The sequence below is a fragment of the Ferviditalea candida genome, assembly GCF_035282765.1.
GTDB classification, from domain to species: domain Bacteria; phylum Bacillota; class Bacilli; order Paenibacillales; family KCTC-25726; genus Ferviditalea; species Ferviditalea candida.
Genome location: NZ_JAYJLD010000033.1, coordinates 1 through 25303, shown reverse-complemented (window position 1 = coordinate 25303; position 25303 = coordinate 1). Strand labels below are relative to the sequence as shown.

The following is a 25303-nucleotide window of genomic DNA, read 5'->3' as shown; positions in this document are numbered from 1 at the left end:
ATCTCACCTACCCGTCCAACGTCCATTGTATCTCGCACACATGCCCGACCCAGCCGGTGGCCACCGATCCGCTCTGCAATAATATGTCTGTAAAATACACTGTGCCGGTGCAGTCGGTGACGCACAGCCGGATGGTGATGGATTTGACCCTGCCGCCGCTTTGGGGTGAAAAGCTGTGTGCAGTCTGATTGAAATATGCCATGTCGTCGTCACAACCTCCATATCATTCGTTTCCACGCAAGCGTGAAAACTCATTCATTACGGTGCTCTTCCTCTCCCCGCAAAGCAGGCTTTGCGGGGGCCCCGCTATTCCTCAGTACAAATCAATAAACCTTGTTTCCGTTGTGCCGTCCTCGTATTCAATAACCACTTCAACGCCCACCTGGCCGTTTTCGCCCTTTTGGAGGTTTTCAGACGCGATCTGCGCCGAAAAGGTATAACTTTTGCGCGTCGCCGGGTATACGGTCTGAGACAGACTCTTTGTCATGCCTAAAACGCCCTCCGCTTTAAAGGAAGCCGTCCCCGAAACGCCGTTTCCGGCATCGACCTCAAATCCGGAATTGACCCAGTAGGCAAAGCCGTCGTCCGCCCGGGAGTTGCGCAGGTGGTTGAAGGGCACCATATCCTTGATCTCCTGGCGGTCGAGCAGGTCGGTTGAAGACAGCGCATCCGCCGCCTTGTCCCACTGCGCCGAAGAATCGCCTAATTCCCTTAGTTTCGTGGAAAGCTCGATCACCGTTTTCCAGGGCTCCTGAAGGTTGTACTGCCTCCGCACTACGCGGGTCCTGATGGAAAGTCCCAGCTCCTTGTCGTCCACCGTTACGATATCGCCCAGCTTCCACGCTTCATGCTCATAGCCGGTCAGCGCCGACAAGTCCATGGCCGACAGCACGTAGGAAACGCGGGGCCGCGAATATTCCGCAAGCCGCATCCTTGCATATTCCAGCATTTGATACGGATTGCTGAAAGACGAGCAGTCAAGCGCCGATATTCGCACCTCGCTGGAATAGCTGTAATCTTCTACATACTCCTTGCCGCCGTTGATGGAAGCGAAGGTCATTCCGTCCTTGCCATAGGCATAAAGCCTTGTCACTAATTCGCGTGTATCGACCACCCGCTGGATGCTTTTCAAGTTTTTTCGATACGAAAACAGCGCCCCGCTGTCTGTGCCGCTGAATTCAAGCAAATGCACCAGCCGGTTTGCGCTGTCAAAAACAAGGTCGCCGCCGTAGATGTTCTGCACCATGCGAAGGATGGACAGAGCATTTTTCTCGGCGCACCGCCATGTCCGCTTTGCTGTTACGGTAACATTTCCCACCGACCAGCCGGTGCCCTGAAGCGCATATTTCATCGGCACGTCGGCGGTATCTGCGTTAAAGTCCGCAGGTTCCTTTTCCGCGCTGAAGGACAGGTCGTAAAACGCCGCCTCGGCGTAAACCTGCGTAATGATGCGCCCGTCCTCGCTTTTGTTGTCGGTCAGAGTGCGGATCCGGTAGATGTCGCTTGCGATCTGCACCTGCTTTTCGTTTTCCAGCGCGCTTCTTTTCGGGTCATGGAACGGGAGCTTGAACTCCAGCGCATCCGCGCCGTTGACTTCGCCGGTGACGATGACGTCAAAGGCGTTTTCAAGGACGGCTTCCCACGCGCCATTTTCGTCCAGCACCACAGGGCGGGCAAAGCCGAGCTTTTCATAGGGCGGCTTGGGTATGTCGTGAAGCTGGATTTCCAGCAGTTTCGGCGTTTTTGACGTGTCGGCGGTGGACAGCGTCACCCGGAAGCGGATGTATTGCCGGTTTGGGGACTGAAGCTCGCCGCTTGTCCCAACCGCCTGCCATGCCGACCATTCCGCAAGGTCGTCGGACGTGCTGGTTTCTATCAGTGAAACTGACGTTACACCCGCCGTGTATTCGCTTGTCACCGCCACACGCCCGATGCCGGACAACGCGCAGGGAACCGCCTTGGTATACAGCACGCCGCTTGCTGGATAAACGCCGTTTGACGCTTTCAGCATAACCGCGCCCGGCTCCGTCAGGGCGTCCACGCTTGCGGCGCTGTCAGCGCCGTTGGCCAGCAGCGCATTCTTAAAATGCTGCGCCAGGTCGTCGATGGTCAGCCGCGAATCGGTCTCCAGAAACCAGTCGTCAAAGCCTCCGGCGAAATAATAGGTGTCGGTGTGCATGCCCATGACAATATTCGCCGTGCAGGACGGGTTGAGCGTGCCGGTAAAGGTTCGTTTGGGTGCAATCCAAACAGCGCCGCTGTTCCGGTCGCAGAGGATAAACTGCGAGGTCTTGGCCGTCACCTCAATGACGGCCGCGATGAAATACCAGCCGCCGTTGACCATGGAGAAGCCCGGCGTTTCGCTCTGGTCAAGAATCAATGAACCGGCGGAATTATACAGCATCATGCGCGGCCTGCCCTGATAGAGGGATACATAGAAGATCGGCTGGCCCGGGCCTTGCCTGGTGTTGAAGATAGGGCAGTATGTCTGCCCTACCGAATAGGTGGTGGGGTTGATCCATCCGCCCACTGCGATCTTTTCTCCCAGATTGCTGAAAAAGCTCCCGTCGTTGGCAGCTATAAGGTGGGTCTTTTCAGAAGTCGGGTTGACGATGTTTTGCCGGAAGTATCGCCCGAATCTTCCGGCAATCAGACTCGCCGAAGTGCCCGACCAGCCGGGGACGGTAAAATGCCTGCCGTGCCCTGACGAATCCAGAAGCCGCAGATTGCCGTCCGGCGCGCTTTCGTTGAAGCGCCACAGCGCGGATGTCCGTTCCGTCACCGGAAATTCGCCGGTAAAGTCGGTTTGGGATGTTAATACTGATTTTATCGCCACTAAAGCCACCTCCGTTCAGCGCGCGAATTGCCGCCGGTCACCTCCAGCGGCTTTTCGCCTGTATTTTCAGTTCCGTGAACGCCGCGTTCACGGCGTTAATCTCTATATTGTTCACGCCCTTCCTGAGGATCGGAAAGTTCAGCTCCTGCAGGCACGGCAGGCCGTTTCTCAGGGCGTTTCCGGCAGCATCCGTCACCTTGGCGGTTACCATGCTGGAATCAATGACAAGCGTTTCATTCGCCGCCAGCGGGCCGACGATCCGCAGTTCCTCGCCGTTGGTTATGAGGGATATATAGCTTGAGGAGGATGTGGAGATCATGCCCTTCAAGAAATAAACCGGCTCGGAATCGGCGTTTCCCGAAAGCCTCTCCGCCACATGCGTTCCCGTTCCGGAAAGAACGAACACCTCATCCTCCAGCGCGTAAGCATACGGGTCGGGGGAGACAAAACGAAGCTCGAAGCTTCCCGCAGTCCGAAGCAGCCGCTCGCAGTCCACAGCCTCCGAAAGCCGCGCCATGAAATACCTGTCGGGCACGTCGTCGAGGACAAGCTGCCTGAGGCCCTTTGCCGGATTCAGCCATTCGGCTGCGTTATCCAGAACCGATACCAGCTCGGCAAAACTGCGCCGGGGAAGCACACTGCAGCTTATGGTTATGGTTCGCTCGGAGATGTCGCACCCGAAATCGGCCACGCCCGCTTTGCCCGGCACGGTTTCAAAGGAGTTTCGCAGGGCAGTGAACACCTGCCATCCGGCAAGCCTTGCCCGGATTTTCATGCTTTGTGATGAAATGCCGTTATAGATAAACCCCATATGATCACTCCTTATGCTGTGCTGAAGTGGCCCTGCGCCCTTGAGCCGGTCTGCATCAGGTTGTACAGTTCCTGCGAAATCCTGCGGATATCGTCCTCGCTGCGCACGATCATCTGCTGAACAACGACCAGCGGGCCGGAAGCTGAAGCGGCGGATCCGCCGCGTCCGCTTGCGCTGATGTCAGGCGAAATATTAAAGTCCGTCGGCACCGCATTTTGCATGTCGTCCGCCACTCTTGCCATGGCCTTGTTAAAGCCCTCGCCGAGGCCCAGCGCCATATTGCCGCCGATGCCTTCAAAAACGGTGGACGGTGAGCGGATGCCAAGGAAATTTTTCACTCCGTCCACAATTCCGGAGAAGAAACTGCTGACCTTATCCCACAGCCAGCTTCCGAGGCTCTTGATGCCTTCCCAGATGCCCCTGACAATGTTCCTGCCGATCTCGACTACCGAAGAGGCCGCCTTGCCCAAGCCTTCAAGGATGGCCGCAACAATCTGCGGAAGCGCCTTGACCAGCTCCGGAATAGCTTTGATCAGGCCCACAGCCAGCTGGACGACAAGTGTAATTCCAAGTTCTACGATCTTCGGAAGGTTGCTTGTCACGAAATCAATGATTGACGCAATAATCCCCGGCAGGGCCTCAATAAGCTTTGGCAGGGCGTTTAAAAGCCCCTGCGCCAATCCCTGTATGATCTGAAACGCCGCGTCAAGGATTTTATCCATATTACCAAGAAGCATCCCGGAAATGAGGAGAATGGCTTCCACGACAGCCGGGATCAGCTCCGGAAGCGCATCCCCGATGCCGGACGCCAGCGTCGCAATCATTTGCACTGCAGCTTCCACCAAAGCGGGAAGGTTGTCAATAATCCCCTGCACGAGCGCCATGACAAGCTGCAAGGCTCCCTGGGTGATCTGCGGCAGGGCGTCAATCAACGCCTGCAATAGGGTCATGACAATCCGCACCGCCGCGTCAATAATAACCGGAAGGTTGTCCACTATCGCACCGCCGATGGAAGTAACGATATCCAGCCCCACCTGGATGAGACTGGGCAGGTTTTCCATCAGCATGCCCACAAGGCTTCCCACCGTATTGCCGATGACTTCGCTTATCTTTGTCCAGTCGCCATTTGCTTCAGATAATCCACGAGTAAATTCCCCAAGAAGCGCAACGCCGTCGTCGGCCAATATCTGAAGCTGGGGAAGCAGCACTGTGCCCAGCATGTTCTTGGCCGCCTCGCCGCCCGCCTTGAGCCGCTGGATGCTGTCGTCGAATTTCCCGAGAGCGTTCAGCGAATCCTCGCTCATGACCGCGCCCATGCGTTTTGCTTCCTCGGTCAGCTCCGCAATGCCTGCCGAACCCTGTGCGATCAGGGGATTGAGTTCCTGCGCGGATTTTCCGAAAATCTGCATGGCCAGCGCGTCGCGCTCGGTTTCGTTTGATACCTTGCCAAGTGCGTCTATGGTTTCCCAGTATACCGTTTCGCTGTCGCGCAGATTGCCGTTTGCGTCAGTTACCGAAATACCGAGCCGCCGGTAAGCGTCCGCGATCTCGCCGGTGCCTTTCCTCGCTGAAGACATGGATCTGACGTTCCTTGCCATGCTGCCGGTTAATGTATCCAAGGACACATCAACAAGCTCCGCGGCGTATTTATACGCCTGCAGGCTGTCGGTAGACATGCCGGTTACGGTCGAAGCGGTAAGGATTTCATCGGCATAGGCCGCCGAATTTACCGACATATCCACCAGTGCTTTGCCAGCGCCGACCGCCGCCGTGCCGATGGCGGCCATAGCCGCGCCCATGGCCACGCCGATCCCTTTCAAAACGCCGCCCAGTTTCTCAAAGCGCCCGCCTGCATCATCCGCCTGATCCGCAGTTTTTTTGATCTCATCGCCGAATTCGTCCGCCTGTTTTTCCGCTTCGTTAAACTCTTTTTCCGCAGCATCCAGTGCTTTGTTGTTTGCCTCCAGCTCGCGCTCCATCTTGTTCAGCTCGGCTTTGGCGTTGTTGAGCTGTATCTGCCAGCTTTGCGTCCGCTTGTCGGTCTCCCCGAAAGAGGAGGCGGCGTTGGCAAGCGCTTTCTCCAAGGTGGCGATTTTTTCTTTCTGCGCGTCGATTTCCTTGCTTAGCACCTTGTTTCGCGCAGCAACGGCTTCAACAGACTTATCCTGCTTATCAAACTGGGATGCGACAAGGTTCATCTCGCTGCCCAACACCTTGAAGCTTTGGTTGATTTCTCGGATGGCGTTTTTAAACTCGCGCTCTCCTTCAATGCCGATCTTCAGGCCAAAATCGTCTGCCACAAAACCGCCTCCTTTCGTGTAAAATTTATAAACAATAAAAGGCTATTGTATTTCAACGCAGTTTGGCATATACTAATAGTAGGGAAAGTAGGGATTGCCCTGCTTTTCGAATCCAAATGAAGGAGGACTTAGCATGAGCGTTCCCATAGTTGATAATGCAAAGGTAATGGCTAAAGGCCAGATCACGCTGCCGAAAGATATCCGCTCCAAACTTCGCCTTTCCACCGGAGACCGTGTTACCCTCATCTGCGAGGAAGACAGGGTTATCCTTATGAATTCCGCTGTCTACGCCATGAAAATGCTGCAGAAAGAAATGGAGGGCGAAGCGGAAAAAACCGGGATCCGCAGCGATGAAGACGTCATGGATCTGGTAAAGGACGTCCGTGCGGAGATTGAAGGACTATGAGAGTGTTGATTGACACCAACATCCTTATCTCCGCTTCTTTAAGCAGCGAAGGAACGCCTTACCAGGCGTACGTTAAAGCCGTTACACACCCCAACCACGGGATGGTTTGCGACCAAAACATTGATGAGTTTCGCAGAGTGTACAACAGGAAATTTCCTCACAAAATACAAGCGCTCGAACGCTTTTTGGCGCTTGCGCTTACCGTTCTTGAAGTTGTTCCGACTCCTGCCGTTGACGTGTCGGATGAGGCGCTTGTAAGGGACGCATCCGACAGGCCAATACTCAGGGCGGCTATTGCGGCAAAAGCCGACGTGCTCGTAACAGGGGACAGGGATTTCCTTGAATCCGGTGTAACAAACCCAAAGATTATGACAGCGGCAGAATTTCTGCTAATGGAATAACTGCAGCATGTAAAGCAGGGATAGATTAAACCCCCTGCTTTTTGCTGCCTATATCTCATAAGGTATTACATCATCAATGGTCAGCATCCGCTTCGGTTTGGCTAGCCCCAAAAACTGCTTGTGGCACTCCCACAAATCCAGCAGGTGCCCGATGGGCATGAGCCATACTTCCTCCTCGGTGCGGTTTAGCTGGACAGTGCCGTAATATATAAGCCGGGTAAACAATTCCTCATCGCTCACCCGGCCGGTGTGTTTTTTGGGTCATCCACACTTTCAATATTTCTTTTAGTGCCTTTAAACATCGCTTCCATGATAGCGTCTTTATATGCTGCCAGTTCCAAAGGAGATGTGAGAAGTTCCACTGTCTCTTCAGTAAGGAGTTCACGCTTATCCTGATGTTTGAGATTGTGTATAAGGATGCTCTGGTTAGCCAGCAGCGTAATCAGCCATACCACTTCGTCAAGAGCCATTTCGAAGTTCTCGGTTTTCATCAGTTTCGTGCCGAGGTTTTCAAGACCGCCGTACCTTTTTGCAATCTCCTTTGTCGCTTTAGTGGTTAGTATAAGCTGATATTCTTCATCGCCGATTTTGATAATCGCGCTTCTGTCATTATCCTGCATCATTCGCCGCCTCCTCCCACAGCAAATACTGGTTCATAAACTTCCGTATACCAGCCGGTAATAGTGGCGGGCAATACGCCGGGATCGTCTTCGCTGACCTCTGCCTTCCAAGGGTGCTTTCCTTGGCCATCTGGTTTGTTACGGCTCATGACTGTCCCTTCAATGGTGGGCGTCGAAAAGGTAATGCTGTCGCCTTTTGTTTGCAGATTTGTTGCCGGGATACCGAATTTTACCCTGTACAGCCAGAAGTACCTGTACTTGCCGTTGGCTTTTTTTGCCCTAAAGCCGATTGCCACCGGAGCGCCTCCATCCTCGCTGGCGGAAATCAGCACCTTGTTGTCGTCAAGGGTGGCTCCCGTCAAAACCTCGGCTGCGGCTGCGCCGATGTCCGCAACGCCAAGAGTCAGGGTGCCGCTTTGAAATTCCTTGACCACTTCCGCCGCTCCGTCGTCGGCATAAAGCGTCGCTTCGGCCAGCTCCACCGAAAGCTCCGCCGTAATCGCCTTAGCCAGCGGAACAGGCGTGTCATAGGTTTCTTCCCCGTTTTGATTCTCGGTTATTTTAGCGTAATATAACCTGTCCAGTCCGATTGTGGCCATGTATCTCATTCCTCCTCTATTTCGTATTCTTTTGCCACATCAATAGCATAGTGGTGATAGCCGGTATCATCCTCATGGCCTATATACCGTCTGTCGGTAATGGTAAAACCCGCTTGGAGCAATGTGTTCACTATCTCGTTTTTACGGGCAGTGTAGTTTCCCTTTATAAATAAAGACAACCGTACCTCCTGGGTTTCAGCCTGAGGCCGGTTGTCGGCAAAGACTTCAAAGGTATCCGCCAGAGGCGTGATCACGATGTACTCATCCGGCGGCACTCCGCTGAATACGCCGGTTTCAACGGGGACGCCCAGTGTCTCCACTATGGAATTGATCTCTGACAATATGCTCATATCCGCCCCATCTCCTCTTCAAGCCTTGCTTTCATCGCCTCGATGCAGGGCTTCCTTGACGCTGATTTTGCCGGTTTTAAAAACGGCTTCGCTGGCTGTCCGGATTTGCCGTATTCAATAATATTAGCGATCTTCGCATTGCTTTCCCCATCTTTCCTTGGTTCAGTAAAGCCGATTTTTATATTGTGGTTTCCGTCCCTGTCCTGCTTGGCAGGGGAGAGGCCCAATGCGCTTGCCAGCTCACCGGTTGATCTGGACGGGTATTTAGTGCCGCTTCCGATAACCGACTGCAGGTTGGACTTCACTTTGGAAAGCACCACTTCTCCGCCCGCCTCCAATACCTTGGGTATAATTTCGTCTGTCTTTTCTCCAAGCCTGGAAAGCCGGAGCAAAAACTCCTCCGGCATTTTTACATCAACCTTAGCCACGTCGCAGCCACCTCCAGTTACGTACCGCTTGATTTCACTTTCTCAGCAAGCGCCTCAATATACATTCCGCGCCCCTTTACATCCTCAACGCTGATAATGTTGTACCTGCCGTCGCTGCATACGAGCACGAGATCGGTGGTGATTTCAAGGTTCGGGATCTTGCGGAAACGGAACAGGGCTGACGCCTGTGAGAACGCCGCCCTGTTTGCCCATTTTTCGCTGCCATGCCTGTCTTCCTTGTACGCCCTTACCGAAGCAAGAATGACGTCCCCTTTTTCAGCAAAACCCTCGCTGTCCTTAACCGGCTTGGGGGAGATGATGTCAACAAATGTGTTCATTTTCCCAAAGCTCATCCCTCACACCCTCCAATTCCGGTCAAGCCGCAGCAGCATATTCACCGTATTCCATACCTGCTGTCCCGCCTGTACGCTATCCCCGAAAAAACCAGCCGTCGAGCCATCCCTGCTTTCGTAGAAATGGCTCGACAGCATAATGACAGCCTGTTCGGTGGTGGGCGGCATGGAGTTATCCGAATACCAACCCTCGGATACGTGCTGGTAGCTCTCGGCATAGGAAACGGCGGCGCGGATGTACCCTTTCAGCAAGTCGTCATCCTCGTTATGCTCCAGAACAAGATTTGCCTTGACCTTCGGAAGCAGGCTGTCAATCACGCCCATGCCCGCACCTCCCGTTACGAGGCTTTCTGCTGCAGTATCTTGACTGCTTCGGCCAACACAAGCTTGCCGTCAACGCGCTGGGTTGCCATGAAGCCTACCTGCCCGGTAGCGGCATACAGCTCGTTGAGCCGCTTGAAGACCCTGCCCTGGCGGTCGGCTACCCAATAGTAGGAAAAATCGCCGAACACAATGGTCTTGGCTCCGGCGGCAATGGCAGGCATATAGGCCGACGTCCTGACCGGGCGGTTGAGGATGGTATCCGGCGTTCCGGCTGTAACGGAAGGCTGCCAGAGATACTGGCCGTTATTGTCCTTAAGCTTTCGAATGGCCTTGACGGTGGAGTCGTTCATGATAAATACGGCGTTCCTGCGGTAGGGAGACTTAAGGCTGTAGAACAAGTCCATAATCTCGTCAAGGGTAATGGCAGTCGCGCTTGCGGCGGTTACTCCCACCTCGCCTCCTCCGTTATTGGCTAAAATTCCTGTAGGTTTGCCGGAACCGTCGCCGACAAAGAAAGCTTCCTCCTCTTTTGCCCCGATGCGGCGGGCGAATTCCCTGGCGATATACTGCTCCAGATTGAATACGCTGTCATTTAAGAGTTCCTCGGACACCTTGATCATGGTCGCCAGCTTGTAGGCTCCGATGGAGATCTGAGCGAAGGAGTCGTCGCTTTCCGGAATCTGGCCTTCTTCGTCCACCCAGGATGCTGTGCCCTTGCTTGCCACCACCGGAATTTTTCTGTCTCCGCTGGAGGTTGTAATGACGTTGGCAATCTGGCGGAAGATATCCTCCTCTTCCAGTGCCTCCACAAGAGTGCGCTCAAATTCGTCGGGCACAAGATACCCGCCTTCGCTTTCAGTTCCCACCTGCAAGGCGTTCTGTACGTCAAAACTGAGCTTGTTGCGCATGGCCTTCCAAAACGCGTTCCTATACTCGTCAGTTGCCCTGCCGGTTTTGGTTTCGCTTTGAGGAGCGGGTTTGTTGGTGATGGGATTGCTGACCGGCTTTGACAGTTCCATGTCAATGGCGGCCTGGCGCTCCAGCCGTTCGATTTCCTTGCCCAGCGCAATAACATCGGCTTCCATTTTCTCATAAGTTGCGGTGTCCTCCGGCGAAAGCAGCCCGTCGCTTCCGCGTTTGCTATCAAGGAAAGCCTTAGCAGCTTCCCATACTTTTGCCCGTTTTTCACGCAGTTCCAGTATTTTGCTCATAATCAAATCCTCCTTACGGTTTTAATAAATAAAGCCGCTTTTCCAGCGACTCAACCGGGGTTCCTTTGGGTTTTTCTTTGGGTATAAGCTTTTGCAGGATGGAATTTGTCACCGCCTGCCTGCTGAAGATCATTCCTCCTGATACTTCAAATTCGGATAGGGATGATTCATTCTCCATAAACAGGATGCTGTCGGCAAAGCCCAGTTCCACCGCTTTCCTTGCGTTAAACCAGCTTTCCGCATCCATGAGGTGCGATATTTTCGCCCGGGAAAGCCCGGTTTTCAGCTCATAGGCGTTGATGATGGATTCCTTTATTTCCTCCAGCATGGCGATGGCTTTTTCCATTTCCTCGGTGTCGCCGATGGCTATGGTCATTGGGTTGTGTATCATCATCATGCTAACAGGCGACATGAAGACGTCGCCTCCGGCCATGGCAATGACCGAAGCGGCGCTGGCCGCAATGCCGTCAATTTTGACGGTTACCTTACCTTTGTAATCCATCAGCATGTTGTAAATCTGGCTGGCCGCAAACACGTCGCCGCCCGGGCTGTTGATCCAGATGGTTATATCGCCCTCTCCGGACAACAGCTCCGATTTGAACTGTTTGGGAGTCACTTCGTCTCCCAGCCAGCTTTCTTCGGCTATGGGCCCGTCAAGGTACAAAGTCCGGCTGCCGTCGTCGTTTTGCACCCAATCCCACCAGCGTGACGCTGGACCCAATCCGCGCCCCGGGTTTTGCGGGTTTTTGGGCTTATCTGCCCGCGTTTTTGCTTGCATTCTTATCTGCCTCCTTATCATAAAAATTTCCTGCTTGCGACAGCGGAAGCATATTGCCGTTGATGAGATACAAATCGCCGCCCAGCTCCGCGGGAATGCGGTTCATGTTCTCAAGCTCCCGGATATCGTTGGCCGACATCCAGCCGTTCTGGCGTGCTACGGCATAGCCGTTCATGCGGCTTGCATAATCCCCGCGCAATAGGCCGTCCACGTTGAACTTGACAAAGTATGTCCGCTTCTCCGACGGCAAAAGCAGCGCCTTTTGGATGGCCTGCTCCCAGCGCGCCACCCACGGGTCAAGCGTATATTTGACAAATTCCAGAGACTGCTGCTCGATGTTTGAAAAGCTCGACTTCTCAAGGTCGCCCACCATGTGGGGCGGTACACGGAAGATACGGGCAATCTCATTGATTTGAAATTTCCTTGTCTCCAGAAACTGCGCCTGCTCCGGCGGGATGCCGATCTGCTGGAATTTCATGCCCTCTTCCAAAACGGCGATGCGGTGGGCGTTGGCGCTGCCTTGATAGACGGCATTCCAGCTTTCGCGCACCTTTGCCGGGTCCTTGAGCACGCCCGGATGTTCCAGCACGCCGCCCGGATTTGCGCCGTTGGCGAAGAAGGACGCGCCGTACTCTTCGCAGGCGATGGCCATGCCTATGGCATTCTTGGCCATGGCGATAGGGGAGTAGCCGATCAGCCCGTCAAAGCCAAGCCCCGGGATGTGCAGCACCTCGTCGCTTCGCAGGTACACGAGCCCCGCCTTCGGATTTGTCCTGCTTTCCTCGCTGTCCCGCCGGTAGGTGTAATACAGTTCCCCGTTCGGGGCCCTGTCCACCGTCATCTTGCTTGGCAGAAGCGGATACAAAGCCATCACCCGGCCTGCGCCGTCCCTGATAACCTGAGCGTAGGCGTTTCCCCATAAAAGAAGATGACTCATCAGTGTTTCGCGGAACACGAATGAAGTCATCTCCGGGTTTGGCTCGTCATGGAGCAGGTAATACAGCGGATGGGTCAGCGCTTTTTCTTTGCCGCCGTCTTCCTTGTAACGGTACACATGCAGCGGGAGCCCGGCGATGGCCTCTGCAAGTATCCTTACACAGGCATACACTGCAGTTGTCTGCATGGCCGTCCGCTCATTAACGGCCTTGCCGCTGGATGTGCCGCCGAAGAAAAAGCTGTATGCATTGCCGAACAGGCTGTTTTTCGGCTTGTCCCTTGCTTTGAACATGCGGGAAAAGATATTCATATAAACAACAACCCCCTTTCGTCATAAACCGAGCCGGTATTCTCCCCGCTGTGCCTTAACGCACGGTCAAGCGCCATAATGAGCGCAACCGCGCCGTCTATCCTCTCGGTGGACTTTTCTTTATCAGGCTTTATGTTGCCGGCCGGATCGGTTTTGACAAAAATATTGTCCATCATCCAGCGCAGCACCGGATGGCCGCCGTGGGCGATGCGCTCCTCCAAAGTCAGCTTCATCAGCTCTTTCGTGGGCGGCGACATGTCCTTGAAACCCTGCCCGAAGGGAACAACCGTAAAGCCCATGCTTTCCAGGTTCTGCGTCATCTGCACCGCGCCCCAGCGGTCGAAGGCGATTTCCCTGATGTTGTATTTCATGCCAAGCTCCTCAATAAAGCTCTCGATGAAGCCGTAATGAACCACGTTGCCCTCGGTGGTGTATAAAAAGCTCTGCCGTTCCCAGACGTCATATGGCACATGATCCCGCCGCACACGCTGGTCAATATTGTCCTCCGGTATCCAGAAAAACGGGAGAATCTGATATTTGTCGTCCTCATCCAGCGGCGGAAACACGAGAACAAAAGCTGTGATATCCGTTGTGCTGGATAAATCAAGCCCGCCGTAGCAGGTGCGACCGCGCAGGCTGTCGGCGTCGACGGGGAAGGCGCATTTATCCCATTTATCCATAGGCATCCAGCGCACCGATTGCTTTACCCACTGATTTAAGCGAAGCTGGCGGAATAAGTTTTCCTCTGCGGGGTTTTGCTTGGCGTTTTCAAAAGCCACCCTCAGCTTTTCAATATCCACTGTAATGCCCAGCGATGGGTTGACCTTTTTCCACACCTTTTCGCTTGTCCAGTCGTCTGTATCGGCTGCGCTGTAGATAACCGGGTAGAATGTCGGATCGATTTTTCGTCCCTGCAGGATGTCCTCAGCCTTTTGGTGCACCTCCCAGCAGATGGAGTTCCTATCGGTTCCTGCCGTCGTGATCAGGAAAAACAGCGGCTGTTTTCTCGCGTCGCCGGAACCTTTGGTCATAACGTCATACAGTTCCCGGTTGGGCTGCGTATGAATTTCATCAAAGATAACGCCATGGACGTTCAGCCCATGCTTGGTATACGCCTCCGCTGAAAGCACCTGATAAAAACTGCCCAGCGGCCTGTAAATCAGCCGTTTTCTCGACAATATCGGCTTAATACGGGACTTTAACGCAGGGCATTGCTCCACCATATCCACCGCCACGTCAAATACGATGGAAGCCTGCTGCCTATCGGAAGCGCAGCCATACACCTCGCCGCCATGCTCGAAATCGCCGCAGGTCAGGTATAGGGCGATGGCCGCCGCAAGCTCGGAATTGTGCGTAGGCACCATGGAAGGCCCTGCCAAATACTGGCGGGACGGCGAGCTCACCTGAATGCACCGCATTGGTATGCGCTCCTTTACAGGCTCTATGGAATGGATGTAGTGGTAATTGGAGCGGGTCGGGGATGAGGCTGTTTCCTTGCGGCGGCATAGTTTCCTGGCAAGCCCGCTTGTGGGCAGATCGGCAAATGACGTGAACCTGATGGTATAAAGCGTTCTGCCGGTAGGCTTGCCGCAGCGCATTGACGGGCTTTCCGTCATTGAGTTTTTTATGCCGAGGCTCCACAACAGTTCACGGACGTCCAAGGCAAGCTGTCTTTCCGTGCTGACATAGGTGCTTTGCGCTTTTAATTTCCCTATGCAGCCGTCGGAATCCATAAGCCCCTGCAAAAGTTCCCAGCGCTGATTTTCGGAAGCCCTTAAATACTCCAAAGGAATATGCTTGCTGTGATGGGAATTTAATAATACGCTTTTCAAAACGGGTATGCGCACAACCACGCTGTCGCCGACGTTTTTCCATAGGGAAGAAACTTCATATGGTATCCTTTTGAGCACACCCGCGACATCGCATGTGCGAACCGTTATCTCCGGCTTGGCGGCGCACCCGTTCCCCAGCCAGTAGCCGTAAAGATACGGATCTACCGGCAGTTCGGCGTCCGGCAGCTTTAAAGCGCCCGCAACAGGTATTCTGTATATGGAGCGAAAAGGAGCGTCCCTGTGGCGTTTTCGATAAGCGGAAAAGGCCTCATACATCTGCTGCGTTTGAAGAAGCCTTTCCTTTCGCCCATTGTTAATGACCTGCACCTTCCACAGGTGCCTTGCCCCGGCAATGATGGAACTGCCGTCACCGAACGTAAGCCTGTATGCCTGTTCGGCGTCATCAATCTCGCTGAGGGCAAGAACATAACAGGGGTTTCCGTTTTCATCAAATACAAGGTCGCCCTGTTTCAGTTCCCCCATCCGCTTCCAGCTGTCCGGCGTGGGAACAGGCGTGTCCAGGGCAAGCTGTTTCCCCTGCTTCTTTGGGATTTCCACATAAGCGGTGTTGAACTGCCGGTATCCGTTGGGTTTCAAGACGCCGAATATATCCCGGACAATCTGCTCCTGCCAGTCAATGAGTTCAAAGGGCATCCCGTACCATTCGCCCTTGGTATGCTTCAGGCAGTTGATAAAGGCAACGGCGGCGTCCGCCGCTTCCTTGTCATATCGGGAACCTTCCGCCATAAACTTTGTTGGCTTATACCGCTTTAGCTTCCGCAGCTTTGCCGCCTCCTTTCCTGTAAATGAGCAAGAAAAAAGGAACCTCTAACCGAAGCTCCTTTATCAAGCGGATTTCTATGAAATTATCCATACTGGAAGCGCGTTTCCCTATGTCTCCGCCGTCTCCTGCGCCGCCGAATCCCGCACCGCTTTATTGAGTACGGAAATATCAAATCCCGCGTCCATATATCCCTGCCGGATGACCTCGTAGTAGCAGCGGCCCGGCGTTCCTAAAGGCCTTCCGTCATTCATGATATATGCCATTGCGGACACCCACTGCCCTTTGAAACGCACCTTAACCGTTTCTTTACGGTATAGATGCGGATAGCCTTCATAGCGGTCCAGCGCTTCCTCGTCATAAGGCGTGATTCTCCAAAGCAATACCGGTACGCTTCCGCCTTTTTGCCTTTCTATCGTCGCCACCGCGCTTCCGCTGCCGCCCCGGAACAGCAGACGGTAGCCTGTGAGTTTCGCTTGTCCAAGCACTCTTGCCGTTGGACAGCGGTATGCCATCTGCTTCAAGTTCAGGTTGCTTCCGTATGCCAAATAAATTGTCCCTTTTTCCTTGTCCATCGCATCTTCCTCCTTGCGTTTGCCGCGGGATAAGGGGCGGCTCTCCGCCCCCAGCGCCCGGTTATCTATGCCGCCCGAAACCGCCATGCCGCGTTGCCGTCGAGGTGTTTGCAAAGGTGCTCCCGGCAGTTTTTGAACTCGTCGCCGATCAGCCCTATGCGGTTGAGGTAGGTGCGCATGGCGAATTTTTCGTTTTCGACCTGCGGTTTCTTGCTGCTGGCGCATTTTTGCGTCAGCGCCTGATGGTTCAGCGCCAGGGCAAGCACTATGTAGCTTCTGATTTTCCCGGCGTGGAGCTCGCTGTTGAAGCCGCGAAGTTCGATTGTTCCGTTGCCGTTGAAAAAGCTGTGCAGGTTGAGAAAATGGTATCTGCTGTTGTGGTAATGGGTGCTCCGGCTTTCGCTGTAACCCTCGTACCAGATGCTCTCAATGGCCGCCATGGTCTTGGGCTTGCGGCGGTTTATCTTCTCCACCAGCGCCGCGTCCATCTTCTTGCAGAAACGCATCCTTTCCGGCTCAATCTGCAGCGCCTTGTAGAGCAGGTCGTTCTTGCTGGCAATGATGTTGATGAAGTTGCGGATGCTTCGCGGCGTATGGTTTGCGCTTTCAATATGAACATGAATGCCACAGCAGCTCGGCACCGCAAAGGCGCCCGCCTTGCGGAGCCTCCTGATCAGCTCCTGCAGGGTTTCAATGTCCTCCCGGTAGGTGAGTATGGGGCTTACCAGCTCCACGCTGTATTCCCGGCCCGCCTCCACAATCCGGCCGCGCTCCTTTTTCTGCGTCCGGATGCTGCCGTCGCTCATAAATTTCCAGACCCGTCCGTCCGGCGCGATAACTTTCTGCGTGTTGTAATAATCGTTTCCGCTTTCGATCCTCCCGCCCAAAAACTCCGCGGCGACCTTTGCCGCCTGCGCCCTTGTAATCCCTGTAAATTCAACCTCGATTCCAAATCTCGTTTCAAGCATTGCGCTTTTCTCCTCGCTTTCCCTGTGTTTTTTGCCCGTTGGCAGTGTACATTAGGCCATTGAAAACACAGGATAGCAAGGCAATTCTGCATGCGTTTCCGCCAGATTTTCAACAGTTTTTCGCGGCGGGATTTGTGTACATTTGGGCGCATTACAGCCGCCGGATCAAGTCTTCACCATAGGCAACGCCGAGGGTTGAACCGCAGTCCCAATCCACAAAAATAGTCCCTATATCATCCACAAATGAAACGGTGCCTTGATCTCCCGGTTTCAGCGCGGCATACGGATCATCCATGCGTATGAGCTCCACGCGCGATCCGGGCGGGTATTGCTCCCGCAGCCGGAGTACTATTTCCTTTGGCGGAAAGCCGTTTTTGTTCATTCTTCGTCTGCCTCCTCTCCCGGATAATATGCGGCGTATTTGGGATAATCCGTGCCGTCCGGCATCACCAGCACTCCGTCCGGCTGTCCCCGCCGCCGCACCAGCAGGCAGAGCCATACGCCGTCTTCGCCGATGCGGCAAAGCCCTTTGTTTTCCTCAATAAACCGGCGGCCAACGCACAGATCGGCAATGAAGTTCTCATAGTCAATCTTTGAAAGCCCGATGGTTTTCACAACCGCAAAAGGCTTTTCCTCCTTATGCGGATGCGGTTTTCTCAAATCCTCGATTGCAAACGGACGCCGCACAAAGAAGGCGGTGTTTTGAAAATCATTCATCTTCATCCGCCGCCTTTGCTCTGCCTTTCCGGTACGCCCCGTTGCCGGACAGCTTTGAAAGCAATATCCTGCGCTCGGTCCTGTATTCATCCCCTATAAACCCCAGCCGGAGCAGGAAACAGCGGAAGGCGTACTTTTCATTGTCCGCCGGTTTTTCGGCAGCCAGCACGCGCTTCTGCGTCTTTGCCTGTTCCGCCATCTGCCTTGCCAGCGTGATATACGTCTGCACCTCGTCGGCATTTAAAGTCGCATTCCAAAAAGGGAATGTGATTTCGTTGTTTTCAGCCGAAACTTCTATGTCACAGTCAGCCGACAGAGCTTTCTTGAGCAGCGTTTCCTTGCTTGCCAGCATATTTTTAAGGTTTTCAAGATTCGCCTCGCCAAAACCGTGCAAAGCAAGCGCAATCGTCATATTCCCCTCCGCTGACAGCCCGGCGATATTCAGCGCATCGATCACCGGCCGGACGCTTTTGATTTCGTCAAGGCCGGTTTCCGGCGAATGCACCACGCCGTCCCTATCAACCGTCCAGCTGCCAGCGGGGCTCCCGTCGTTTGCCTCATAAGCAAAACCCGGCGCTCCGGCATAACGCACCTGGCCTCCGAGGGCCTCGGCGATTATTGCGGCAATGACTTTCCTCTCCTGGCCGGCAACCTTCTGTGAAAAGCGGAAGCTGTTATTCCTCATTCCGTACACCTCCCTCCGGAAAAGCTGAAATTGCTCTGATTCCCATAAAAAAATCCCACCTTTCTTTTTTGGCGGGGTACATTAACGCTCTGTTTTGAAGGGAAAGCAAGGACATTTTCAAGCGATCTGTGTTTCTGCGAGCGGAATTTTTTCATCCCCGCGAAGCAGGAATGCGGCGTTATCCCCGAACTGGGAAACATAGCGCTTTGCAATCACATCGCAGTATTTCGGGTCAAGCTCCATCATAAAGCAAACCCGTCCGGTCTGCTCGGCGGCGATAAGCGTTGTGCCGGAACCGCCGAACAAGTCAAGGGCCAAATCTCCCGCACGGGAACTGTTGAGCATGGTCTTGGCCACAAGCGAAACAGGCTTCATGGTCGGATGTTCCTCCGACACTTTCGGGCGGGGTATCTCCCAGACATCCGACTGTTTTCGGTCTTTAAGCGGGCAAAGGCGCGTCCCCTCAAGCCAGCCGTACCAGATCGGCTCGTACTGGGTATGATAGTCCTTTCTGGATAGTACCAGGCTGTCCTTTTTCCATATAATCGTGCTTGACCAGTGGTACCCCGCCTCCCGCAGGGCGTTCATAACGTTGCCCCATTCCTGCGCGGACATCACCACATAGGTCATGCACCCCGCCTCCGAAACCTCGCGCATGCAGTTAAAGGCGCTCAATAAAAAAGCGCCGAATTCTTCGGTGCTCATCCTGTCGTTTAGAATTTGCCTCGGCTTCCAGCTTGGGTGCCTGGTATCCGAACCGTAATCCACGTTCCATGGCGGGTCGGTGAAAACAAACCTCGTCTTTTTGCCGTCCATCAGCTTTTGCACATCTGAAAGCAAGGCGCTGTCGCCGCACATAAGCCGGTGCCTGCCAAGCAGCCATATATCGCCTTTTTGGGTAACCGGAGTTTCGATTTCCGCCGCCGCCTTTTCCGCATTGAAATTGTCCTCTTTGACATTGGCGGCAGTTTTATCGCGGAACAACTCGTCGATCTCCGCAGCGTCAAACCCGGTAAGGGAGACGTCAAAGCCGCTGTTGTCTATGTCTTTGATCAAATCCATCAAAAGCTCTGTATCCCATTGGGCAAGCTCATTCAATTTATTATCCACTATGACATAAGCATCGGCTTTAGCTCCTTCCAAAGCAAGCCTCACTGCCGGAACCTCTTGAATTCCCATTCTTGCCGCGGCTTTGCACCTTGCATGGCCGGCCAGAATCATATTGTCGCTGCTGATCAGCACCGGATTTGTAAACCCAAATTCTCTAATGGAAGCCTCCAGTTTTATTAACAAATCCTCCGGATGCTTGCGGGGATTCTTAGGATGAGGCTTTAAATCCGCTATTTTCATCATTAACAGTTCCATTCTCATCCCTCCAGCCTGACCGCTTTTTCGTTCGCATACTCTTGCCACCTTTTAACCGCCAAATCGCAATATACAGGCGACAGCTCCATCGCATAGCATTTGCGCCCGGTCTGCTCAGCCGCGATGATAGTGGTTCCGCTGCCGGAGAACGGTTCCAGCACAATGCCGCCTTTGTCGCTGTGCATTTTGATGCAGCGCCATGGAAGCTCCACTGGGAACATGGCAGGATGCTCCTTATTTGCCCGGACAGTCGTCATCTCCCATATGCCGGCATAGCCCCACTTCTTACGCTCCTCCTTGGTCAGCCGCTTCACGAACTTATAGCTGTGCCCGGCAAATGCCGAAAGCCACACATACTCCTGATCGTTGTATTCCTCGCTCTCGCCGTTTTTGCTAAACGCGGAAATATATTCATACTGCTGAACCGGTTTATTGGAAACGAGGTGATATGGGCCTACGCCAAAGTTCTGTCCTTGCTTCTTCCAGATGCGGATCCATATGGGGCGGTAGCCGTTGTCCAAAAACATATTCACGCTATATACACTGGTGGGTTCAATAAACTGAGAGCCGGTAGCATAGAGATCACCTAAGTTCCAGCAAACAATATCTGCATGCCTGCACAGATTTTTGATCACCGGGCGGACGGTTTCAAACCACGGCTCGATTCCGGCCTTCTCATATTCTTTGCCCACTCCGTATGGCGGGGAGGTAACTGCCATCTGCGCGTGACCCCCGTCCATGAGCTTTGCGAAGTCGGCCTCGCTGCCGGAGTCGCCGCACATCAGGCGGTGATTCCCAAGAATCCAGATGTCGCCCCGCTTGGTCACCGGCTTGCGCTGCATGATTTCCTCGTGCGCCTTGTCTATGTCAAAGCTGTCCTGCACCGCTTCCTTGGAGTACCAGCGATTGAGCAGTTCGTCGATTTCCGAAGCGTCAAATCCTGTGAGCGACACATCAAACGCGCCTGCATCCAACTCGGCCATCAGCTCGGCCAGCTTGTTTTCGTCCCATTCGCCCTGAATCTTGTTGAGGGCAATATTCAGAGCCTTCTCCCTCTGTTCATCTAAATCAACCACTACGCAGTCAATTTCCGTACAGCCGAACTCCAGCAGAATTTTAAGCCGCTGATGACCCGATACCACATTGCCTGTCCGCTTGTTCCAAACGATTAATTCAACGCACCCAAATTCCTCTATCGTGCGTTTAAGTTTTTCATATTCCTTATCGCCTGGCTTTAAATCCTTGCGGGGATTATATGCCGCGGGATTCAACAGCCCGGCTCTGATTTTCTGTATGTTCAAATCAACCACCTCTTCTTGCGGTCAGGAGTTTTTCCATCACGTCGTCGTGGGGAGTTGCCCCTTTAAATTCGCTGGCGCAGTTTTCCCTCACAACTTGGTAAATCTGATACCACAGGTTATTCGCCTGCTTCATAAAGCTTTGGCTCATGGCTACATAAGGCGACGGGATGGCGTTGCCGGTTGTCGGATGCTTGGCCAGAAAGCCGAACTCGGTGATGCATTCCTCGCACTGGATCCACCGCGCCACGCTCTGGGCATATTGCTCAATAAGCTGCGCAGGGATAAGATGCTCGCACCGGCGCTCCTTAAGCCACTGCCATGTCTTTTCGTATATTTCCACCGCCAAAGTTGTTTTGCCGTTCTTTTGCTTTGCGGCGAGATACTCCCTCGGCGGCGGCATGCTCTGGCCTTCCAGATCCGCAGCATCCGTAAATTCCATTACCATGAGCTTTCGTCTGCCGGGGTTTCCTTCCAAAATTTTGTCAGCCAGCGGCTTTTTCTTCTGTCCCGCGCCAATGCGCGCCCCGCCGCGGCTGGTACCGTCCTTTGCCATACACATCACCTCAATTCTAAAATTAATTGGGGCCCCCGCAAAGCCGCAGGCTTTGTGGGGAGAGGAGGAGTAACGGAGCGGAGCGAATGCCCGCCGTCAGGAGGGCGCAGCACAGCGCAGTTTGCGACGACGAGGGATATACCCCGTTTGAAACCGCGACTTTTCGCGCGCGACCCCACGCCCGTTGCACAAAACATATCCACCGGAGATTTTGACCCCCCTATGGTCTGCCGCGTCGCATTAAATCGAACAGAATATTATTGACTAAATCGAACAATATGCATATAATATAATTGAACACAGCGCAAGCGAAAGGAGTGAACGACATGCGCGTTTCAGCCACCGAACTAAAAATGAACATGGGCAAGTATATCGAGCGCGCCGCGGTCGAGGACATCATCATCACCCGCAACGGCAAGGACGTCGCGCTCCTTACAAACGTCGAAAGCATGAAGAAAGACGCAATTAAATCCCTGCGCGGCATTTTAAAGGGAGTCGATGTCACCCGGGAGGAGATACGCGAGGAAAGGCTGGCAAGGTACAATGAAGATCCTAATTGACACCAACGTCATCATCGACTACCTTGTCGACCGGACGCCTTTCGCGGATCACGCCGAACGGGTGCTGGAACTCTGCAGAAGCGGCGAGGTCGAAGGCTTTCTGACTGCCAGCGCCGTTACCGACATCTACTATGTGGTGAGGAAAGCGGCCGGGAGGGAGAAAACGCTGGAAGCCATCAGGACGCTGTGCTCCGTTCTGGATATAGCCGACGTCGGGAAAGCGGACGTGCTCGGCGCGATGGAGCTTGACATGACGGACTACGAGGACGCGCTTGCCGCGCAGTGCGCCAGGCGCATCAAAGCAGCCTGCATCGTCACGCGCAACACCGCCGACTTTGCCGCCTCGCCGGTTCCCGCAAAAGAGCCCGCCGCATTTCTCAGGCAGTTTGATTGAAAGCGCCGCCGCAAGGCGGCCTTTCTTTATCCCCACCGCCCGCCTTCTTTCGCCGTTATCGCCGAGTGGCATCTCGTGCACAGGCTCATAAGGTTGCCGTCCTCATTGGTTCCGCCTCTGGACAAAGGGATAATATGATGCACCTCTTCGGCTGGAGTGAGCCTTCCGGCCTTTTTGCATTCCTCGCAAAGCGGATGCTCCGCTATGTACCTGTCCCGGATGCGCTTCCATGTCCTGCCGTAGCGTTTTCGTATTGCCGGGTCGCGCTCATATTTGTTGTAGTATGAGTCAGCTTGTTTTTGATGCTTATCGCAGTATCTTCCGTCCGTCAGCTCCGCACAGCCGGGATAGCTGCACGGGCGCTTCGGTTTTCTTGGCATAGCTCCATCTCCTATGCACAGAAAAAGCCCTCAGGGCATATACCCCAAAGGCTTCTTCGGATTTAACATTTTATTTCATGCTACCAGTATAGCACCCTCAACTGCAAAAGTCGTCCACGAAATTACTCATTTGCCGTACAGCAAAAGCGCCAGCCGGGACAGCGCCCTGTTCTTCTTGTTGTAGGCGGACGAGCGCTCGATGTGGAACCGCTCGCAGATATTCCCGACCGCGTCGGTCTGCCGCACATCGCCGCCGCAGTAAAACTCCGACAGGACGAACTGCTCGTCCTCCGTCAGGGCGTCCCAGGCGGGCTGGAACCACTCCATGTATTCCAGCGCCCTCCGGTACCGCTCCTTGAGAACGTCTATCTCGTCAAGCGAGGCCGCCAGCCGCGCTTCGCCCGCTTTCGGGTTTTTCGCCCTCGGCCGGCCGTCCGGCAGGGAGGATGGAAGCGAAGTCATCCGTTCCATGGCCTCCTCAAGCTCGCAGTGATGGTTTTGGATGATATATTTCATGCTGGCGTAATCCTTCAGCGCGTCAACCGCCGCCGATTTCTTGTCCAAATATGCCCAGGCTATCATCATGGGAAGGCACCTCCAAAGCATCAAGAATAACCTTGACATCCTCGACGCTTGTTACCTTGAAGGCTTCGCCCTTTGCCTCTCTGATTTTACGCATCGTCGCTTCCTGAAGCTTTGTCAGCCTGCCGGACGGCGTTTTCACCTCAAAGGCGACAAACCTGCCTTTAATGCAGCAGATAATGTCCGGCAGACCGGCTGTGCCGTACATGCCGCCGTGCTCCTTCCAGCAGAAGCATTCCGGCACAGACTTTAAATACCGCATGATTGCGTTTACGATATCTCTTTCCGCCATAACTCCGCTCCTTAGTTCCTGAACGGGAGCGAACGGGTCGCGAACCGGTTTTGGGCGCTGAAAATCCAGTATTTATGCCGGTTTGAACGGGTTGAACGGGTTTTTATCCATATTCTTTTATATATATTATTTTCTCTCTATATACCCCTTGCTGTTCTGGTTCCTATATAAGAAATAGGAAAAAGTGGTTCACCCCGTTCAAAGCCCGATATTGCAATGCTTTTATGCGTTTTAAAGTGGTTCGCAACCCGTTCGTTTTTGACCCAGACCCGTTCGCTATGTTTGCACATTCTCATCAATCATCAACCCTCCAAGCGTATGCCGCGCCATGTTTTGCGGCGGCTGATCTTTTCAAGCCCGCGCTCCACGCGCTCGCCCAGGCTTTCAATATCCTTGTTGAAGTTGGCCTGGGACATCGGCTTGAAGCCGTTTTTCAGGCAATAGTCCCGGTATGCCTGGAAAAGCTCCTCCCTGACGCATTCCGCCTCATTATCCAGCACGCAGCATTCCTCCACGAACGAAAGGGCGCTGTTGCTCTCCACCTTGTATCTTTGAAGCTCCGCTTTTGTGCTTTCCGTTTCCGAAAACGCATAGCCGTTTGCAATCAGACGCTTCAGCCCCTCAAGCGCCCACATGAAGATGCCGTCGCGCTCCGAGGCAAGCTTTTCTATGAGGTTCGGATCCCTTTTTTCAGGCGGCACCGGGTTTTCGAAGCGTATAATCACAAGCCTGCGGTAGAACCCCTCGCTTCGGTCGCCGTAGTTGCGGGGGATCTCGTTGCAGGAAAAAAGCAGCCTGGCGTAGGGCTTGAAGCTGAACGGGTTCTTGTTCTTGCGCTCGGCGGTGATGTAGTCCTCGCCGGTCAAGGCTTTGAAAATGCCATTGTCGTCTACGCTTTTTGACGGCAGGTCGGCAAAGATGTTGGCAAGCTTGCCGAACAGTTCCGCCGTCTTGAAGCGGTCGGAGAGCGACTGCCACGGGATGTTGCTGACGTTTTCGCTCCCGAGCAGGATTTCCTGCGCCACTGAAAGAAGCGTCGATTTGCCCGCGTTGGGCGTGCCCACCAGCACGAAGCTCTTCTGCGCCTTGTTGACCGGGATGAGGAGGTATCCGAAGATCTCCTGAATCAGACGGATTTCCGCGTCTCCCAGGATGCCCTGAAGGAAGGCCATGAATTTCGGGCACTCCGCGCTTTCATTGTACGAGGCTTTAAGCTGCACCGTGGAATAATACTCAGGCGTATGCGCCTTGAAGCTACCGTCCAGCACGTTGTACAGCCCGTTTTTGAGGTTGATGATAAACGGGTTGCAGTTGATTTCCCGTATGGGCTTGTAAATGAGCATCCGCCACTGACCCTCCGTATCGTTGATTGCGGACATGGTGGCGTACCGCTCGATGAGATGCCCGCGCACCTTGGCCGCCGCCTGCAAGTCGGACGCCGCCTTGTACACGCCGTTTTCGTAGACGTAGTAGCTCTCCGCCCCGTAAAAGGCGCTGACGTTTTTGGCCATGTGGCTTGCCAAAATGCCCGGGATAAAGCGCAGGCCGCCGCGCTCTGTCAAGACCGAAATAGAATTCCCCAAAATAATCAGTTAAAAATTCCCCAGTAATAGGGATAAGGTTGCCCCCCTAGGGGGGCAAAAAATCGGAAAAAT

The 25303-nt window shown here is 54.0% G+C and carries 30 protein-coding genes; 4 read left to right on the top strand and 26 right to left on the bottom strand.

Annotated features, from left to right (window positions below; translation table 11 throughout):
• Positions 1-7: 7 nt before the first annotated feature.
• From VF724_RS17230 to VF724_RS17215, 4 genes are all read right to left on the bottom strand, one after another.
• Complete coding sequence (locus VF724_RS17230) at positions 8-202, bottom strand: hypothetical protein (protein WP_371755478.1); 195 nt, start codon at positions 200-202, stop codon at positions 8-10.
• 111 nt (positions 203-313) lie between these two features.
• Positions 314-2836, bottom strand: a complete 2523-nt coding sequence (locus VF724_RS17225) for a phage tail spike protein (RefSeq protein ID WP_371755477.1) — start codon at positions 2834-2836, stop codon at positions 314-316.
• 37 nt (positions 2837-2873) lie between these two features.
• Entirely contained in the window at positions 2874-3647 is a 774-nt protein-coding gene (locus VF724_RS17220) for a distal tail protein Dit (protein ID WP_371755476.1), read from the bottom strand.
• Between the two features lie 11 nt (positions 3648-3658).
• Positions 3659-5947, bottom strand: coding sequence for a phage tail protein (locus tag VF724_RS17215; protein WP_371755475.1), 2289 nt, complete (start codon positions 5945-5947; stop codon positions 3659-3661).
• Positions 5948-6080: 133 nt separating this feature from the next.
• On the opposite strand from VF724_RS17215, the gene VF724_RS17210 reads away from it, so the two are divergent.
• Both VF724_RS17210 and VF724_RS17205 read left to right on the top strand, forming a co-directional pair.
• Entirely contained in the window at positions 6081-6353 is a 273-nt protein-coding gene (locus tag VF724_RS17210; protein WP_371755474.1) for an AbrB/MazE/SpoVT family DNA-binding domain-containing protein, read from the top strand.
• The gene (locus VF724_RS17205) at positions 6350-6754 is read left to right on the top strand and encodes a putative toxin-antitoxin system toxin component, PIN family (protein ID WP_371755473.1); all 405 of its coding nucleotides are present in this window, start codon (positions 6350-6352) and stop codon (positions 6752-6754) included. Before VF724_RS17210 ends, VF724_RS17205 begins: the two co-directional genes overlap by 4 nt.
• Positions 6755-6990: 236 nt before the next feature.
• On the opposite strand, the gene VF724_RS17200 is transcribed toward VF724_RS17205, so the two are convergent.
• From VF724_RS17200 to VF724_RS17115, 18 genes are all read right to left on the bottom strand, one after another.
• The gene (locus VF724_RS17200; RefSeq protein ID WP_442788074.1) at positions 6991-7377 is read right to left on the bottom strand and encodes a hypothetical protein; all 387 of its coding nucleotides are present in this window, start codon (positions 7375-7377) and stop codon (positions 6991-6993) included.
• Complete coding sequence (locus VF724_RS17195; RefSeq protein ID WP_371755472.1) at positions 7374-7973, bottom strand: major tail protein; 600 nt, start codon at positions 7971-7973, stop codon at positions 7374-7376. Before VF724_RS17195 ends, VF724_RS17200 begins: the two co-directional genes overlap by 4 nt.
• A 5-nt stretch (positions 7974-7978) precedes the next feature.
• On the bottom strand, positions 7979-8323 hold the full coding sequence (locus tag VF724_RS17190; protein WP_371755471.1) for a hypothetical protein: 345 nt from the start codon (positions 8321-8323) through the stop codon (positions 7979-7981).
• On the bottom strand, positions 8320-8751 hold the full coding sequence (locus VF724_RS17185; protein WP_371755470.1) for an HK97 gp10 family phage protein: 432 nt from the start codon (positions 8749-8751) through the stop codon (positions 8320-8322). Before VF724_RS17185 ends, VF724_RS17190 begins: the two co-directional genes overlap by 4 nt.
• Positions 8752-8768: 17 nt before the next feature.
• Positions 8769-9104 carry a head-tail adaptor protein gene (locus VF724_RS17180; RefSeq protein WP_371755469.1) on the bottom strand — a complete coding sequence of 112 codons (336 nt, stop codon included), beginning with the start codon at positions 9102-9104 and terminating at the stop codon, positions 8769-8771.
• A 3-nt stretch (positions 9105-9107) separates the two neighbouring features.
• The gene (locus VF724_RS17175) at positions 9108-9428 is read right to left on the bottom strand and encodes a head-tail connector protein (RefSeq protein ID WP_371755468.1); all 321 of its coding nucleotides are present in this window, start codon (positions 9426-9428) and stop codon (positions 9108-9110) included.
• 14 nt (positions 9429-9442) lie between these two features.
• Positions 9443-10639 carry a phage major capsid protein gene (locus tag VF724_RS17170; RefSeq protein WP_371755467.1) on the bottom strand — a complete coding sequence of 399 codons (1197 nt, stop codon included), beginning with the start codon at positions 10637-10639 and terminating at the stop codon, positions 9443-9445.
• A 13-nt stretch (positions 10640-10652) separates the two neighbouring features.
• Positions 10653-11417 carry a head maturation protease, ClpP-related gene (locus VF724_RS17165; RefSeq protein WP_371755466.1) on the bottom strand — a complete coding sequence of 255 codons (765 nt, stop codon included), beginning with the start codon at positions 11415-11417 and terminating at the stop codon, positions 10653-10655.
• Entirely contained in the window at positions 11392-12663 is a 1272-nt protein-coding gene (locus VF724_RS17160; protein WP_371755465.1) for a phage portal protein, read from the bottom strand. The genes VF724_RS17165 and VF724_RS17160 overlap by 26 nt, the downstream gene beginning before the upstream one ends.
• The gene (locus tag VF724_RS17155) at positions 12660-15242 is read right to left on the bottom strand and encodes a terminase TerL endonuclease subunit (protein ID WP_442788073.1); all 2583 of its coding nucleotides are present in this window, start codon (positions 15240-15242) and stop codon (positions 12660-12662) included. Before VF724_RS17155 ends, VF724_RS17160 begins: the two co-directional genes overlap by 4 nt.
• 144 nt (positions 15243-15386) lie before the next feature.
• Entirely contained in the window at positions 15387-15938 is a 552-nt protein-coding gene (locus VF724_RS17150; RefSeq protein WP_442788072.1) for a gamma-glutamylcyclotransferase family protein, read from the bottom strand.
• Complete coding sequence (locus tag VF724_RS17145; RefSeq protein WP_371755464.1) at positions 15917-16819, bottom strand: amidoligase family protein; 903 nt, start codon at positions 16817-16819, stop codon at positions 15917-15919. Before VF724_RS17145 ends, VF724_RS17150 begins: the two co-directional genes overlap by 22 nt.
• 151 nt (positions 16820-16970) lie before the next feature.
• Entirely contained in the window at positions 16971-17201 is a 231-nt protein-coding gene (locus VF724_RS17140) for a DUF4314 domain-containing protein (RefSeq protein ID WP_371755463.1), read from the bottom strand.
• Positions 17198-17536, bottom strand: coding sequence for a hypothetical protein (locus VF724_RS17135; RefSeq protein ID WP_371755462.1), 339 nt, complete (start codon positions 17534-17536; stop codon positions 17198-17200). Before VF724_RS17135 ends, VF724_RS17140 begins: the two co-directional genes overlap by 4 nt.
• A complete protein-coding gene (locus tag VF724_RS17130) occupies positions 17529-18221 on the bottom strand; it encodes a virulence factor (protein WP_371755461.1) in 693 nt (230 codons plus the stop codon). The genes VF724_RS17135 and VF724_RS17130 overlap by 8 nt, the downstream gene beginning before the upstream one ends.
• 117 nt (positions 18222-18338) lie before the next feature.
• A complete protein-coding gene (locus VF724_RS17125) occupies positions 18339-19586 on the bottom strand; it encodes a site-specific DNA-methyltransferase (protein ID WP_371755460.1) in 1248 nt (415 codons plus the stop codon).
• A 2-nt stretch (positions 19587-19588) separates the two neighbouring features.
• Positions 19589-20887: a site-specific DNA-methyltransferase gene (locus VF724_RS17120; RefSeq protein WP_371755459.1), complete on the bottom strand. Its 1299-nt coding sequence runs from the start codon at positions 20885-20887 to the stop codon at positions 19589-19591.
• Position 20888: 1 nt separating this feature from the next.
• Positions 20889-21440 (bottom strand): P27 family phage terminase small subunit, encoded by a 552-nt coding sequence (locus VF724_RS17115; RefSeq protein ID WP_371755458.1) that lies wholly within the window; start codon positions 21438-21440, stop codon positions 20889-20891.
• 326 nt (positions 21441-21766) lie between these two features.
• On the opposite strand from VF724_RS17115, the gene VF724_RS17110 reads away from it, so the two are divergent.
• Complete coding sequence (locus tag VF724_RS17110) at positions 21767-22000, top strand: type II toxin-antitoxin system Phd/YefM family antitoxin (protein WP_371755457.1); 234 nt, start codon at positions 21767-21769, stop codon at positions 21998-22000.
• Complete coding sequence (locus VF724_RS17105; RefSeq protein WP_371755456.1) at positions 21984-22394, top strand: type II toxin-antitoxin system VapC family toxin; 411 nt, start codon at positions 21984-21986, stop codon at positions 22392-22394. The genes VF724_RS17110 and VF724_RS17105 overlap by 17 nt, the downstream gene beginning before the upstream one ends.
• 26 nt (positions 22395-22420) lie before the next feature.
• Here the strand turns inward: VF724_RS17105 and VF724_RS17100 are convergent, their stop codons facing one another.
• The 4 genes from VF724_RS17100 to VF724_RS17085 all read right to left on the bottom strand — a co-directional run bounded on the left by VF724_RS17100 (position 22421) and on the right by VF724_RS17085 (position 25210).
• Positions 22421-22774 (bottom strand): HNH endonuclease, encoded by a 354-nt coding sequence (locus VF724_RS17100; protein WP_371755455.1) that lies wholly within the window; start codon positions 22772-22774, stop codon positions 22421-22423.
• 126 nt (positions 22775-22900) lie between these two features.
• Positions 22901-23359 carry a hypothetical protein gene (locus VF724_RS17095; RefSeq protein WP_371755454.1) on the bottom strand — a complete coding sequence of 153 codons (459 nt, stop codon included), beginning with the start codon at positions 23357-23359 and terminating at the stop codon, positions 22901-22903.
• Entirely contained in the window at positions 23313-23648 is a 336-nt protein-coding gene (locus VF724_RS17090; RefSeq protein WP_371755453.1) for a VRR-NUC domain-containing protein, read from the bottom strand. The genes VF724_RS17095 and VF724_RS17090 overlap by 47 nt, the downstream gene beginning before the upstream one ends.
• A 302-nt stretch (positions 23649-23950) precedes the next feature.
• The gene (locus VF724_RS17085; protein ID WP_371755452.1) at positions 23951-25210 is read right to left on the bottom strand and encodes a DNA primase family protein; all 1260 of its coding nucleotides are present in this window, start codon (positions 25208-25210) and stop codon (positions 23951-23953) included.
• Between the last annotated feature and the right edge of the window lie 93 nt (positions 25211-25303).